At 71.9% G+C, this 12,783-nt stretch carries 15 protein-coding genes; 10 read left to right on the top strand and 5 right to left on the bottom strand.

Annotated elements, in window-relative coordinates:
• Positions 1-74: 74 nt before the first annotated feature.
• From ACIA77_RS38430 to ACIA77_RS38415, 4 genes are read left to right on the top strand one after another with little or no spacing between them, the layout of a single operon-like run.
• Positions 75-899, top strand: a complete 825-nt coding sequence (locus tag ACIA77_RS38430) for a creatininase family protein (protein ID WP_395891035.1) — start codon at positions 75-77, stop codon at positions 897-899.
• Between the two features lie 3 nt (positions 900-902).
• Positions 903-1,688, top strand: a complete 786-nt coding sequence (locus tag ACIA77_RS38425; RefSeq protein ID WP_395891034.1) for a GntR family transcriptional regulator — start codon at positions 903-905, stop codon at positions 1,686-1,688.
• A gap of 10 nt (positions 1,689-1,698) precedes the next feature.
• Positions 1,699-2,943, top strand: a complete 1,245-nt coding sequence (locus tag ACIA77_RS38420) for an MFS transporter (protein WP_395891033.1) — start codon at positions 1,699-1,701, stop codon at positions 2,941-2,943.
• A gap of 22 nt (positions 2,944-2,965) precedes the next feature.
• Positions 2,966-3,958 carry an LLM class flavin-dependent oxidoreductase gene (locus ACIA77_RS38415; RefSeq protein WP_395891032.1) on the top strand — a complete coding sequence of 331 codons (993 nt, stop codon included), beginning with the start codon at positions 2,966-2,968 and terminating at the stop codon, positions 3,956-3,958.
• Here ACIA77_RS38415 and ACIA77_RS38410 read toward each other — a convergent pair.
• The 3 genes from ACIA77_RS38410 to ACIA77_RS38400 all read right to left on the bottom strand — a co-directional run bounded on the left by ACIA77_RS38410 (position 3,955) and on the right by ACIA77_RS38400 (position 6,215).
• On the bottom strand, positions 3,955-4,386 hold the full coding sequence (locus tag ACIA77_RS38410) for a nuclear transport factor 2 family protein (protein WP_395891031.1): 432 nt from the start codon (positions 4,384-4,386) through the stop codon (positions 3,955-3,957). The two genes, ACIA77_RS38415 and ACIA77_RS38410, sit on opposite strands and share 4 nt — an antisense overlap.
• 132 nt (positions 4,387-4,518) lie before the next feature.
• Positions 4,519-5,346, bottom strand: a complete 828-nt coding sequence (locus ACIA77_RS38405; RefSeq protein WP_395891030.1) for an NAD(P)-dependent oxidoreductase — start codon at positions 5,344-5,346, stop codon at positions 4,519-4,521.
• Positions 5,347-5,414: 68 nt separating this feature from the next.
• Entirely contained in the window at positions 5,415-6,215 is an 801-nt protein-coding gene (locus ACIA77_RS38400; RefSeq protein WP_395891029.1) for a helix-turn-helix transcriptional regulator, read from the bottom strand.
• Positions 6,216-6,360: 145 nt separating this feature from the next.
• On the opposite strand from ACIA77_RS38400, the gene ACIA77_RS38395 reads away from it, so the two are divergent.
• The 5 genes from ACIA77_RS38395 to ACIA77_RS38375 all read left to right on the top strand — a co-directional run bounded on the left by ACIA77_RS38395 (position 6,361) and on the right by ACIA77_RS38375 (position 9,914).
• Positions 6,361-7,227 carry an oxidoreductase gene (locus tag ACIA77_RS38395; RefSeq protein ID WP_395891028.1) on the top strand — a complete coding sequence of 289 codons (867 nt, stop codon included), beginning with the start codon at positions 6,361-6,363 and terminating at the stop codon, positions 7,225-7,227.
• Positions 7,228-7,287: 60 nt separating this feature from the next.
• On the top strand, positions 7,288-7,782 hold the full coding sequence (locus ACIA77_RS38390; RefSeq protein ID WP_395891027.1) for a DUF664 domain-containing protein: 495 nt from the start codon (positions 7,288-7,290) through the stop codon (positions 7,780-7,782).
• A 41-nt stretch (positions 7,783-7,823) separates the two neighbouring features.
• Positions 7,824-8,219 carry a YciI family protein gene (locus ACIA77_RS38385; RefSeq protein ID WP_395891026.1) on the top strand — a complete coding sequence of 132 codons (396 nt, stop codon included), beginning with the start codon at positions 7,824-7,826 and terminating at the stop codon, positions 8,217-8,219.
• Complete coding sequence (locus ACIA77_RS38380) at positions 8,219-9,433, top strand: RNA polymerase sigma factor (RefSeq protein WP_395891025.1); 1,215 nt, start codon at positions 8,219-8,221, stop codon at positions 9,431-9,433. Before ACIA77_RS38385 ends, ACIA77_RS38380 begins: the two co-directional genes overlap by 1 nt.
• Before the next feature lie 94 nt (positions 9,434-9,527).
• Complete coding sequence (locus tag ACIA77_RS38375) at positions 9,528-9,914, top strand: Imm1 family immunity protein (protein ID WP_395891024.1); 387 nt, start codon at positions 9,528-9,530, stop codon at positions 9,912-9,914.
• A 351-nt stretch (positions 9,915-10,265) separates the two neighbouring features.
• On the opposite strand, the gene ACIA77_RS38370 is transcribed toward ACIA77_RS38375, so the two are convergent.
• Both ACIA77_RS38370 and ACIA77_RS38365 read right to left on the bottom strand, forming a co-directional pair.
• Positions 10,266-10,664 carry a YybH family protein gene (locus ACIA77_RS38370; protein WP_395891023.1) on the bottom strand — a complete coding sequence of 133 codons (399 nt, stop codon included), beginning with the start codon at positions 10,662-10,664 and terminating at the stop codon, positions 10,266-10,268.
• 17 nt (positions 10,665-10,681) lie between these two features.
• A complete protein-coding gene (locus tag ACIA77_RS38365; protein WP_395891022.1) occupies positions 10,682-11,701 on the bottom strand; it encodes an alcohol dehydrogenase catalytic domain-containing protein in 1,020 nt (339 codons plus the stop codon).
• Positions 11,702-12,014: 313 nt separating this feature from the next.
• Here ACIA77_RS38365 and ACIA77_RS38360 point away from each other — a divergent pair, with 313 nt between their 5' ends.
• Complete coding sequence (locus tag ACIA77_RS38360; RefSeq protein WP_395891021.1) at positions 12,015-12,740, top strand: hypothetical protein; 726 nt, start codon at positions 12,015-12,017, stop codon at positions 12,738-12,740.
• The last annotated feature ends 43 nt before the right edge of the window (positions 12,741-12,783 follow it).

Genomic DNA, 12,783 nt, shown 5'->3' with positions numbered 1-12,783 from the left:
TTGGCGGGGGTTGCCCGGCAGCTTAAGTTAGACGTCTGACGTCTTACGACCTGTTTCACCATTTGGGAGGCGACGTGACGGAAGCCCTGCCGTCGGTCTGGATCCAGGATCTGACCTGGGAAGAAGTGAGCTCCTACCTGGAGCGCGAGCGGATCGTCATCGTGCCGATCGGCAGCACCGAGCAGCACGGCCCGGCCGGCGTGCTCGGGGTCGACTCGTACGTGGCGATCACGCTGGCCGAGGACGTGGCCGAGCGCAAGGGCGTGCTGGTCGCGCCGCCGATCTGGTACGGCGACTCGTCGCACCACGGCGCGTTCCCCGGCACCATCACCGTGCGCCCGGACACGCTGACGCTGCTGATCCGCGACGTGGCCCGCAGCCTCGCGCGCCACGGGTTCGACCGGATCATCCTGCTCAACGGGCACAAGGGCTCGAACCTGCCCGCGCTCAACAGCGCCGTGCGCGTGCTGCACGACGAAGAGCTGCCCGAGGTGCTGTTCGCCGTCGCGGACCCGCTGCACCTGGCGCGTTCGGCCTCGCCGACGATCAAGGAGACCAACGAGCACCACGCCGGTGAGCTCGAGCTCTCCCACGTGCACTACCGCTACCCCGGCAAGATCCGCACCGACCGCCTCACCGACGCCTCCGTCGACTTCGACGCGGTCTTCGGCGGCTTCGTCGGCAACGACCTGTTCGGCCCGGCGCCCGACGGCGTCGAGATCATCTGGTCCGGCGACGAGCAGCGCGCGTTCACCCCGACCGGCTCGTTCAGCTCGTCGAAGGGGCTGTCGGAGGACAAGGGCAAGCGCTACCACGACCACATCGTCGGGCGCCTGGGCGAGCTCGTCGACTGGCTGCGCACCTACGACGGCCCGATCGGGCACCGCGGCGAAGGCTGATCCGTGGTCACCCGGATCCACCCCGAGCCCGCGCAGCCGGCGCTGCCCGCCGACCTGTCGGCCGTCACCACCGACGCGTACCGGCAGGTCAAGGACCGGCTGCGCGAGGTGATCACGCGCCTGGGCGAGGAGGGCCGGCTGCGGCTGCCCTCGGAGGCCGAGCTGTCGAGCGCACTGGGCGTGAGCCGGGCGACGCTGCGGTCGGCGCTGCAGTCGCTGCAGAAGGAAGGCCGCATCCGCCGCCTGCACGGCCACGGCACGTTCATCAACCGCCACGCGCTCGGCCTCGGCGCGAACCTCGCCGAGGCGGGCGCGTTCGTGAACCTGCTGACCGAGGCCGGGCACGTGGCGTCGGTGCGCACGGCCGACCAGCGCGTGGTGCCGCTCGAGGCGGGCGTGGCCGCGTCGCTGGAGATCCCGGCCGGCGAGCAGGCGCTGCGGATCGAGCGCGTGTTCGCGGCGTCGGGTGAGCCGGCCGTGCACAGCGTGGACCACTTCCCCGTCCGGCTGCTCGGGGCCGATCCGCGGGCGCTGGACCCGGCGCAGTCGACGTTCGAGTTCGTGGAGCGCCACATCGGCCCGCCGGTGTGCTACTCGGTGGCCGAGGTCCGGCCGGTGCTGCCGCCGGCCGACGTGGCCGCGGCGCTGAAGATCCCGGCGACGCGGCCGCTGCTGCGGCTGCGCCACACCCACATCCAGGCGGACGAGCAGCCCGTGGCCGTCACGGTCGTGCACGTCAACGACGAGTACCTGCGGTTCTCGGTGATCCGGACCTACCTCGACGAATGACGAGTGAGACATGACCACACTGGCGAACGCGCCGCGGCTGGACCGCAAGGCGTGGGGTGTGCTGGCCCTGACCCTGGTGTTCTGGGTCGCCGACGGCTACGACACGTTCGTGCTGCTGATCACGGCGCGGCCGACGCTCACCGAACTGCTGCCCCACGACCAGCTGCCGCACCTGACGACGTACCAGGGTTACCTGGTCGCCATCACGCTCGCGGGCTGGGCGACCGGCGGGATCGTCGGCGGGGTGGTCGGCGACCGGCTCGGCCGGCGCCGCACCATGATCGCCGCGGTCGCGGTGTACAGCGTGTTCACGGCGTGTTCGGCGCTGTCCGGGAACTGGTGGGTCTTCGGGCTCACGCGGTTCCTCACCGGGATCGGGATCGGCGCCGAGTGGGGCGTGGGCACCTCGCTGCTGCAGGAGGTGTGGCCGGAGAAGTGGCGCGCGAAGGGCGCGGGCCTGCTGCAGAGCGGGTTCTCCGTCGGCGGGGTGCTCGTGTCGGGCCTGTGGGTGCTGCTCGGTTCGACGCTCGGGTTGTCGTGGCGCTGGATGTACCTGTTCGGCGTGCTCCCGCTCGTCGTGGTGCTGCTGGTGCGCCGCAGCATCCCGGAGTCGCAGCGGTGGGCGGCGCAGCGGCGCGACCGCGTCGGTGCGGGGCGACTGCTCGCGCCGGACGTGCGGCGCAATTTCCTGGGTGCGCTGGCGGTGTCCATCGCCATCACCGGCGGGTGGTGGGCCGTGAGCTCGTTCCTGCCGAGCTTCGTCGGCAGCCTCGTCGACGATCCGAAGCGGACCGCGTTCTACACCGGCTGGGCCGGCGCGCTCTACAACCTCGGTGAGATCGCGGGCTGCATCCTGCTCGGGTTCCTCGCCGAGAGCTGGGGCCGCAAGCTCTCGATCCAGGTCTACTTCGTCGGCTGCCTGGCGATCGTGCCGATCGTGTTCCTCACCGTGCACGACGCGGCGACGGCGACGTGGCTGCAGCTGATCGCCGGGTTCCTGACCGGCGGCGTCTACAGCTGGTACACGGTGCACACGCCGGAGCTGTTCCCCACGTCGATCCGGGCGACGGCCATCAGCGTGGTGTTCAGCGGATCGCGTTACCTCGCGATGGCGGGCGCGGTGCTCATCGGCCCGCTCGCGTCGGCGGTCGGCGGGTTCGGCCACGCCGCCGCGATCTTCACCCCGATCTACCTGCTCGGCGTGCTCGCCGTGCTGTTCCTGCCGGAGACCAAGGGCAAGCCGCTGCCCGCCTGAGTTCCCACAGAGAGGACCGCAAATGACCGTGAAGGTCGACATCCGGGTTCCCGTCGGCCGCCCGCTGCCCGAGCTGACGAAGTTCATCGTGTCGTGCGAGGAGGCCGGGTTCAACGGCGTCGGCGTGCACGACCACCACCACTCGGGCCGTGACGTCTACTCCGCGCTGACCCTGGCCGCGGCTGCGACGTCGAAGCTGGAGCTGTACCCGGCCACCACCAACACGGTGACGCGCCACCCGCTCGTGCTCGCGGCGATCGCGAACTCGCTCGTCGAGATCGCCCCGGGCCGCGTGCTGCTCACGCTCGCGCCCGGGTTCCTGTCCGTGGAGAAGGCGGGCCGGCCGCAGGGGCAGCGACAGCAACTGGGCGAGGCGGTCACGGCCATCCGCCGGCTCGTGGCCGACGAAACGGCCACTGTGGACGGTCACGAGCTGAAGATGAACAACGTCGCCAAGCCGGCGCCGGGCATCTTCGTGCTCGCGGCGGGCCCGAAGATGCTGGAGCTGGCCGGTGAGGTCGCCGACGGCGTGGTGATGCTCGCCGGGCTGCACCCGGACAGCATCGAGGCGGCGCGGTCGCACGTGCGCGCGGGCGCGGCCCGGGCCGGGCGCGCGCCGGAGTCGGTGCAGGAGATCCTGATCGTGCCGACGGCGATCGAGCCGTTCGAGACCGCGCACGAGTGGGTGCGGCGCGACTTCCGGCCGGGCAAGGCGTTCCTCAACTACCCGAGCACGGCGAACCTCCGCTGGCTGCGCGCGGCGGGCCTCGACATCCCCGAGGACCACGACCCCAGGGCGTTCTCCGCCGCCGAAGCCAAGCGGATCAGCGAGGCGTTCGGGTTGTTCGGACCGCCGGAGTACTGCGCGGACCGGCTGCTGCAGGCGCGTGAGGAGTCCGGGGTGGAGCACGTGTTCTTCTTCCCCTCGCACACCGCCGAGTCCGGCTACGACCTGCCGGAGGCCGACGTCGCGGCGTTCAAGGACGTGATCGGCCCCCGGCTGGCTCGCGGCTAACCCGCGATCCCCAGCGCTTCGACGGCGGCGAAGGAGTCGAGGTAGTCCCGCCAGTGCGTCACCTTGCCGCCGTGGACGGTGACGATGGAGACGAAGCGGTTCTGGTACGGCCGGCCCGTCGCGACGAGCCGGCCGTGCACCGAGTACTCGAGCACCACCACGGACCGCTCGCGGTCGTGGTGCACGGCCAGGTCGCCGGCGCCGTCGAGCACGATGGCGTCGCCGTAACCGCGGTAGAGCTCCGCCAGCGCGGCGCGGCCGTCGACGCGCCGCGGGTAGCCGGGCACCGTGACGACGAATTCCGTGACCACGTCGTCGGCGAGCAGGTCGAAGAAGTGCTCGCCCTCGACGTGGCCCGCGAGGCCTTGCCTGATGACGCCGAAGAACGGTTCCAGTGCGGCGAAATCTTCGAGGTCGTCCACGGACATGCGGTGGGTTTCCTTGTTCTCGAGCGGGGATTTCCGGGGTGTCGCCGAGAACGGTAGGAGCCGGGCACGACAATTTCCGGGGTGCGGGACTCACTCGAACCGGTGAACGTCACCAGAATCCGAAGCTCGCAGCTATTTCTCCAGCCGGCGCACGAGGTCCACCAAACCCTCGGCGCCGGCGATCGCGCGGGCGGTCACGGCAGCGGCCGGGGCGTGGCGTTCGGCCATGGCCGCGGCGAACAGGTCCATGTCCACGAGCTCCACCCGGCTCAGGTGCTCGACGTTCCCGGCGGTGATCGCGTCACCGAGCGCGGACAACGTGAAGCTTCCCGCGCTGCCGTTCTTGAGCACCGCGACGAGCCCGGGCAGGTCGACGTCCAGCGCGGCCGCGACGGCGAGGACCTCTTCGACGTTGGCCTGGTTCATCATCATGAGCGTGTTGTTGAACAGCTTCGCCAGCTGACCGCTGCCGACCTCGCCGAGGTGGTGGACGTGGGCGGAGAAGCTCGCGAACACGGGCGCGCAGCGATCGGCGAGTTCGGCGGGCCCGCCGATCATCGCCGTCAGGGTGCGGGTGACGGCGCCGGCGTGGCCGCCGCTGACGGGGACGTCGAGGAAGCCGGCCTCGTGCTCGGCGCACAGCTCGGCCATGCGCGTCGCGGCGCTCGGGACGCCAGTGCCGTGGTTGACCACGACGGAGCCCGGGCGCAGTCCGGCCAGCAGGCCGCCGTCGAGCAGGCCCAGCACGTCCTGGTCCTCGCTGACGCACAGCGCGGCCACGTCGACCGCGGCGGCCAGTTCGGCGACCGTGTCGTGAGCGGTGTGCGGGACGTCCGCGACGGCGGTGAGCGAGGCCGGCCGGCGGGCCCAGACGTGCAGCGGGAAACCGGCTTCGGCGATGGCGGTGGCCATGGGGGCGCCCTGGTCGCCCAGGCCGATGAATCCGATTTCGAGGGTCATGTCCCCAGTCTCGGCAGCACGAGCCGGCCCTGCCTACACCGCCGTTTTCCTGGTAGTGGCGGGGCTACTCAGCTCAGGCTCGCCAGCAGCGCCATCGATTCGGCGCTGCGGCTGCCCGGTTCGGCCTGGAACACCACGAGTGTCACGGCGTCGGTGCCGTCGACCGTCAGCTTCGTCGACCGCAGCTCCAGATCGCCCAGCGCGGGGTGCCTCAGCCGGTGGACGCGGCTGGTGCGCGGGCGCACGTCGTGGCGGCCCCACAGCCGCCGGAAGCGGTCGCTGCGCACGGACAGCTCGCCGACGAGCTCGACGAGGCGCGGATCGCCGACGTCCGGGCCCACGCGGGCGCGCAGCGTCGCCACGCCCTCCTCCGTCGCTTCGGTCCAGTCGCGGCGCAGCGCGCGCTCGGCCGGGTCCAGGAACACCGCGCGCAGCAGGTTCACCCCCGGCCGGTAGCTCGGCGACAGCGCGGTCGCCGGCGCGTTGGCCGCGAGCACGTTCGTGAGCTTGTCCTGCACGTACGCGGGTGTCACCACGCAGTCGACCAGCCGCTCGACGCCCGGCGGCAGCCGGCGCGGGGCCGCGCGTTTGCGCGCAGGCCGCGCCAGCGTCAGGAGGTGCGCGGTCGCGTCGGCGTCGAGCCGCAGCACGCCGGCGAGCGCGCGTAGCACCTGTTCCGACGGGTTGCGGTCGCGGCCCTGTTCGAGCCGCAAGTAGTAGTCGGAGCTGATGCCCGCGAGGATCGCGACCTCCTCGCGGCGCAGCCCGCTCACCCGGCGCCCGGTCCCGCCGGGCAGCCCCGCGGCCTCGGGCCGCACCTGCTCGCGGCGGGCGCGCAGGAAGTCGCCGAGTGCGTTGGAGCTGTCCACACCGGCGACGGTAACCGCGGGCCACGGGCGCGTGCCTAGCCCTGCCACTCCCAGGAAAACAGGGGCCGTCCCAGCCCGGCGCGAGCGGCCGCATCGTGGCAAACGGGCGGAGCAACCGCCTCCACGACCACGAAAGGCACAGACCATGGCCGACACCGTTCCCGGCGGCGCACTCACCCTCGCCGGCGACCTCACCCTCAGCCGCATGGGCTACGGCGCGATGCAGCTGGCCGGCCCGAACGTCTTCGGCCCGCCGAAGGACCACGACGAGGCGATCGCGGTGCTGCGGGAGGCGGTCGAACGCGGCATCACCCACATCGACACCAGCGACTTCTACGGCCCGGCCGTGACCAACGAGCTCATCAAGGAAGCGCTGCACCCCTACCCCGAGGACCTGCGCATCGTCACCAAGGTCGGCGCGCGCCGCGGGGCGGACGGGTCCTGGCTCCCGTCGCTCGACCCGGCCGACCTGCAGGACCAGGTTCGCGAGAACCTGCGCCACCTCGGCCTCGACGTGCTCGACGTGGTGAACCTGCGCGTCGGCGCCCACGAGGGCACGGACGACACCCCGCTCGGCGACCAGTTCGGCGCGCTGGCCGAGCTGCGCGAGCAGGGCCTGATCCGCCACCTCGGCCTCAGCGGGGTGTCCGGCGCGCAGCTCACCCAGGCGCAGGCCATCGCGCCCGTCGTGACCGTGCAGAACCTCTACAACCTGGTCACCCGCGCCGACGACGAGCTGGTCGCGCGCTGCGCCGAGGAGCACATCGCGTTCGCGTCGTTCTTCCCGCTCGGCGGCTTCAGCCCCCTGCAGTCGGAGACGCTGGCCAAGGTCGCCGCGAGCCTCGGCGCGTCGCCGCAGCAGGTCGCGCTGGCCTGGCTGCTGCAGCGCTCCGCCACCACCGTGCTGATCCCGGGCACCTCGTCGCGCGCGCACCTGCGCGAGAACATCGCCGCCGCCGACCTGGTGCTGCCCGCCGACGCCGTCGCCCAGCTCGACGCGATCGGTGCGTGACCTCGCCGCTCTGTCCACAAAGGACAATCGGCCGGGCCCGGGGTTGTTACGCTCACCGGCGTGCTCACCACGGACGGATACCTCTACCTCGTCGACCGCGCTCTCGACGGGATGGCCACCACCCTCACCGGCCTCGGCGACGAACTCGTGAACACCCGCCCCGGCCTGCCCGGCGCCAACTCGCCGTACGCGATCGTCACGCACTGTCTCGGCGTGATGACGTTCTGGGGCGGCCAGGTCGTGGCGGGCCGGGACGTCGACCGCGACCGCGAGGCCGAGTTCGAGGCCACCGGTCCCGTCGAACCACTGCTGGAGCGGCTGCGCGCCGCGCGCAAGCAGTTCGGCGCGGACGTCGAGGCGGCCGTGCCCGCGGATCCGCCCCGCGGCGTGGTCCCGCCGAAGTACCGCGGCACCCCGATCGGCGAGACGCAGGGCGTCGCGCTGCAGCACGTGTACGAGGAGCTCGCCCAGCACCGCGGCCACCTCGACGTGACGCGCGACCTGCTGCTCGCCCGCCGTGTCGAAGCCGGCGGGGCGGCTCCGTCCTTACAGTGAGCGTGCCGGATCGGGCACGCCGGACGGGCGGAGGAGCCACGATGACGAAGTACATGCTGCTGCAGACCTACTCGGCCGGCGAGGCCTGTGACGTCCCGATGACCGAGTGGTCCCCCGAGGACATCCGCGCGCACGTCGAGTTCCAGCGGGTGCTCAACGACGAGCTCACGGACAAGGGCGAGCTGGTCGACGCGCAGGGCCTGGCGGGCCCGGAGGCGGCGAAGAACGTGGTGTCGGGCGGCGCGGGCGGCACCGTGGTGACCGACGGGCCGTTCCCCGAGGGCAAGGAGCTGCTCGCGGGTTACCGGATCGTCGACGTCGACTCCGAGGACCGCGCGCTCGAGATCGCCGCGCGCATCTCGGCCGCGCCGGGGGCCGGCGGCACGCCGATCCGCCAGGCGATCGAGGTCCGCCAGGTGATGAGCGCCCCGGCCTGATGGCCGGTGACCGCTTCGAGGACCTGCTGCGCACGCTCGCGCCGCAGGTCCTCGGTGTGCTCGCGCGGCGCTCCGGCGATTTCGCCGCGGCCGAGGACGCCGTGCAGGAAGCGCTGCTGGCCGCCGCGCTGCACTGGCCCGGCGAGGGCGTGCCGGACAACCCGCACGGCTGGCTCGTGCAGGCCGCGGCGCGGCGGCTGACCGACCGGTTCCGCAGCGACGAGGCCCGCAAGCGGCGTGAGCTGGCGGTGTTCGCCGAACCGGCGGGCGCCGAAGTGCCGGACCAGGACGACACGCTGACCCTGCTGTTCCTGTGCTGCCACCCGGCGCTCACGCCCGCGTCGGCCATCGCGCTCACGCTGCGCGCCGTCGGCGGCCTGACCACAGCGGAGATCGCGGGCGCGTTCCTCGTGCCCGAGGCGACGATGGCGCAGCGGATCAGCCGGGCGAAGGCGAAGATCAAGGCCTCCGGGGTCCCGTTCCGGCTGCCGGGCGACGACGAGCGCGCCGACCGGCTCCGCTCCGTGCTGCGGGTGCTGTACCTCCTGTTCAGCGAGGGGTACACGAGCACGGCGGGCACGAGCCTGCACCGCGCCGAGCTCTCGGGTGAGGCGATCCGGCTCACGCGCCTGCTCCACGCCGTGCTGCCCGGCGAGCGCGAGGTCACGGGACTGCTGGCGCTGGAGCTGCTCACCGACGCCCGGCGGCCCGCCCGCACCGGCCCCGGTGGTGAGCTCGTGCCGCTGGAGGAGCAGAACCGGGCGCGGTGGGACCGGGCGCTGATCCGCGAAGGCGTCGAGCTGGCCACCGCCGCGCTGTCGGTGCACCCGGCCGGCGAGTACGCGCTGCAGGCGGCGATCGCGGCCACGCACGACCTCGCGCTGCGCGCCGAAGACACGGACTGGCCACGCGTCCTGGCGCTCTACGAGCGGCTGGAAGCGCTTGCGGACAACCCGATGGTCACCCTCAACCGCGCGGTCGCCGCGGCGATGGTCCACGGCCCGCGCGCAGGTCTGGACCTGTGCGACACGCTCGAGGCGCGGCTCGCCGGCCACCACCGCCTCGCCGCCGTCCGCGCGCACCTGCTGGAGCGCGCGGGCGAACCGGCGGCGGCGATCCGCCACTACGAAGCCGCCGCCGGCCGCACCGTGAGCACCCCGGAACGCCACTACCTCACGGTTCGCGCCGCCCGGCTTCGGGATTCCCGCGCTTGAGGTCCTTTAAGGACGGTTCGTCGGGGTTCCACACTTCGCACCCTGATCGCGAACCAGTAGGATCAACGGCGATTCCTTGAGAGCGGAGCGGACCATGGCCACGACCGGCGACCGGCGGACGGGGTACGACGTGACGGGCGTGCCCGCCGAAACGGTGATCGCCGCGCTGCGCGCCGCCGTGCCACCGTCACCCTCCGCGGGCGTGGTCTGGTGGATCTACGCCGGACAGGGCTCCGGCATCCCCCACTTGGTCGCGGGCCTCCGCGGCGACCGCGGCGCGCTGGTGTGGCGCGAGAACGGCTCGACCCACCTCCCGGCCGACGGCGCCGGCCCCGCGTCCGCCGACTACTTCAGCCTCCAGGGCGGCCACTTCCCGCAGCCCGCGGGCAGCGACGTCCCGGCCGAACTCGTGCTGCGGGCCGTGCAGGAGTTCGCGTCGACCCGGGTTCGCCCGGAGTGCGTGGCCTGGAAGCTCGCGTAGGCCGCGTCCTTTTCCGGTCGGACAATTGAGATTCCGCGCGGGTGTCGCGATTTCGGCAGTTGCCGGATGATCAGTGAATCCTGGCTTTTCGAGTAGCGCCGGAAGTCGGCACATTCGGCGCCACGCCATCCGATAACCCGCTCGCTTTCCGATATACGCCACGCGCCCGATTGCGAAAGGTCCGGTGCCGAGTCCACGTCACGGCCACGAGCCTGCCCGCGGGCGACGTCCTGCGCGGGGTTTCCTTTACCCGGCACCACTCGCTGACCGGGACGGCGCGGCGGGCGTGGGCGCGGCACCACGCCCGCCGCACTCTTGCTCGACCACGGATCGGCGCCGGCCGTCAGGGGTTCACGTACGGACCCGGGTGCCGAACGGGTTGTCGATCAGGTAGCGCCAGAAGCCGTCGGGGCCGCGGCGCGCGATGTCGCTGGCGGTGCCCTCGAGGTGCACGTGTGCGCCGTCGGGGCCGGGGCCGTCGATCGACCAGTCGAGCACGATCTGCACCACGTCGCCGGCGACGAAGAGGTGCCGGGCGGTGGCGGCCATCGGCAGGCCGTAGCCGAGGAACGCCTCCAGTTCCCGCGCGATCCGGCCGGGTTCGGTGAGGGTCTCCCCCGCCGCGGTGACGAACACGGCGCCGGGCTCGTAGAGGCCCATCATCGCGCTGACCTCACCGGAGTTGAACCGGGCGAGCAGCGACGCGGTGATGCCGCCGGGTTCGGTGGCCAGCGGGTGGGAATCGGTCATGTCGGGCTCCTTCGGGTTCAGGCGTAGCTGACGACGGCGCGGAACCGGGCCTTGCCCTCGGCCGCGCGGCGGTAGGCGTCCGCGATCCGGTCCTTGCCGTAGACCTCGACCATCGGGATCACCTTGCCCGCGGCGGCCAGCTCGAGCGCCTCGACGAGGTACTGCGTGCCGTTGTGCGCCGAGCCGAGGATCTTCAGGCTGTTCATCACCACGGGCATGGTGGTGACGGTGAACTCGTCGAACGCGATGCCCATCAGCACGACCCGGCCGCGCGGGTTCACACCTTGCATCGCGTCGACGACCGCGGCGTTGGAGTTGTTCGTGGCCAGCAGGACGTCGGCGCCCCCGGCGGCGCGGAGTTCTTCGCCGGAGCCGACGACGACGTTTGCACCGAGGTCGAGGGCCAGGCGCCGCTTGTCCTCGGACCGGGTGATCGCGACCGTCTTGAAGCCCGCCGCTTTGGCGTACTGCACGGCCAGGTGGCCCAGCCCGCCGATGCCCGACACCGCGATGCGGTCACCCGGTCGCGGGTCCGCGCGGCGGAGGCCGGCCCACGCCGTGTAGCCGACGCACAGGACGGGCGCGGCGAGCTCGTAGGACAGTCCGTCCGGCAGGAGCACCGTGGCGGAATCGGGCACGGCGAGGTAGTCGGCGTGCGCGCCGCGGGCGGTCATGCCGGTGACCACCGCGTTCGGGCAGTTGGCCGCGGTGACGAAGTCGAGGGGCTCGGCGCGGGTGCACCACGCGCAGTGGCCGCACCCCCGCTGCAACGTGCAGATGCCGACCCGGTCACCCACGGCCCGGGACGTGACTCCGGCGCCGACGGCCACGACCTCACCGACCCCTTCGTGCCCGGGGAAGAGCGGGAACGGTCCGAAGGAGAGCTTCGCCTCGGTGAGCCAGACGTCCGTGCCGCAGATCCCGCAGGCGTGAACCCGGATCAGCACCTGTCCCGGACCCGGTTCCGGCACCTCGGTGTCCCGGAGTTCCCAGTCGGCGTCGGCCGAGGGAACGACGACTTCCTGCATCACGGTCATCCGGAGTCTCCTGTGGTCGATGCTTTTTCAATGCACAGTGGTGTTCGATGAATACGACCACCTTAAGCACCTCGCGACGAGCCGGTCAAGGGTTCATCGTACGGAGTCGTGCAGTGAAATTCACCCGTTCGGATCGCCCTGCGCCAGCCACTCGCCAACCGGAAATCATTGCACCGCAAGGGAAATCGACTTCGCCGGGGTCGCCGGTGCATGTCGCACGTTCTTGACGACCGTCTCAGACATGGCATATGGTGAACGCCGCTCGAACCCGCCAGCGTCCGCCGTCGGCGGCGGCCCCCCTGATAGGACAATGATGTCAACGTCAACGAAGATTCCGCAGACGCTCACGGTCATGGAAGCGTGCTTCACGCTCAACCCGGGCGTCGACGACGAGTTCTGGGCGGCTCAGGACAAGTTCGGCCCGATCGCGGCCGCCGCGCCCGGCTTCCGCGCGGTGATCGGCGGCCCGATCGCCGGCTCGCCGTGGCTGTACTTCTCCGGCAAGTGGGCCACCCCCGACTTGATGGACGAGTGGTACCACACCCGCGCGCACACGGCGGTGCAGAACAAGGCGCACGAGAAGTGGTTCAAGTCGGTGTACCTGCGCAAGTGGCGCCTGCCGGCCGAGGGCGAAGAAGTGCGCGGGCGGGTCTTCTCCGAGATCGCGATCGCCCGCGAAACGCCGCTGCCGGAGGCCGAACACGCGGCGATCCTGGCGTCGCTGAACGAATCACTGCCGTCGTTCAACGTCCGGCCGTTCGAGACCGTGATCGGCGAGTTCGAACCCCACCCGTACCAGTTCGTCGGCCCGCTGCAGGAGTTCCCCGAGGTCGCGCCGGCGCGGTACCTGCTGCTGACGCACTGGGATTCCCCGGCGGACCTGCAGGCGTGGCTCGACTCCCCCGCCGTCGCCGAACTCGAGAAGGCCGGCGACTTCTCCGCCGAACACTACGTGCCGATCTTCCACGAGCAGGGCGAGCGCGAACGCCTGACCCCGGACGGGTTCCAGCGGGGCTGGGGCGGCGAAGCCACTTCTTGACGTGCGGCCGGGCCGCGTTCGACGGCGAACGCGGCCCGGCCGG

Source organism: Amycolatopsis sp. NPDC051903, from assembly GCF_044452505.1.
In the GTDB taxonomy this organism is placed as follows: domain Bacteria; phylum Actinomycetota; class Actinomycetes; order Mycobacteriales; family Pseudonocardiaceae; genus Amycolatopsis.
Note: the sequence above shows the minus strand (reverse complement) of the source record. Positions and strands in the feature narration are given on the sequence as shown.

Coding starts and splice junctions, on each gene's coding strand:
- ACIA77_RS38405 (WP_395891030.1), bottom strand. CDS start 5,346: ATGACCCTCGAAATCGGATTCATCGGCCTGGGCGACCAGGGCGCCCCC.
- ACIA77_RS38385 (WP_395891026.1), top strand. CDS start 7,824: ATGACGAAGTACATGCTGCTGCAGACCTACTCGGCCGGCGAGGCCTGT.
- ACIA77_RS38420 (WP_395891033.1), top strand. CDS start 1,699: ATGACCACACTGGCGAACGCGCCGCGGCTGGACCGCAAGGCGTGGGGT.
- ACIA77_RS38380 (WP_395891025.1), top strand. CDS start 8,219: ATGGCCGGTGACCGCTTCGAGGACCTGCTGCGCACGCTCGCGCCGCAG.
- ACIA77_RS38395 (WP_395891028.1), top strand. CDS start 6,361: ATGGCCGACACCGTTCCCGGCGGCGCACTCACCCTCGCCGGCGACCTC.
- ACIA77_RS38375 (WP_395891024.1), top strand. CDS start 9,528: ATGGCCACGACCGGCGACCGGCGGACGGGGTACGACGTGACGGGCGTG.
- ACIA77_RS38365 (WP_395891022.1), bottom strand. CDS start 11,701: ATGACCGTGATGCAGGAAGTCGTCGTTCCCTCGGCCGACGCCGACTGG.
- ACIA77_RS38410 (WP_395891031.1), bottom strand. CDS start 4,386: ATGTCCGTGGACGACCTCGAAGATTTCGCCGCACTGGAACCGTTCTTC.
- ACIA77_RS38415 (WP_395891032.1), top strand. CDS start 2,966: ATGACCGTGAAGGTCGACATCCGGGTTCCCGTCGGCCGCCCGCTGCCC.
- ACIA77_RS38360 (WP_395891021.1), top strand. CDS start 12,015: ATGTCAACGTCAACGAAGATTCCGCAGACGCTCACGGTCATGGAAGCG.
- ACIA77_RS38370 (WP_395891023.1), bottom strand. CDS start 10,664: ATGACCGATTCCCACCCGCTGGCCACCGAACCCGGCGGCATCACCGCG.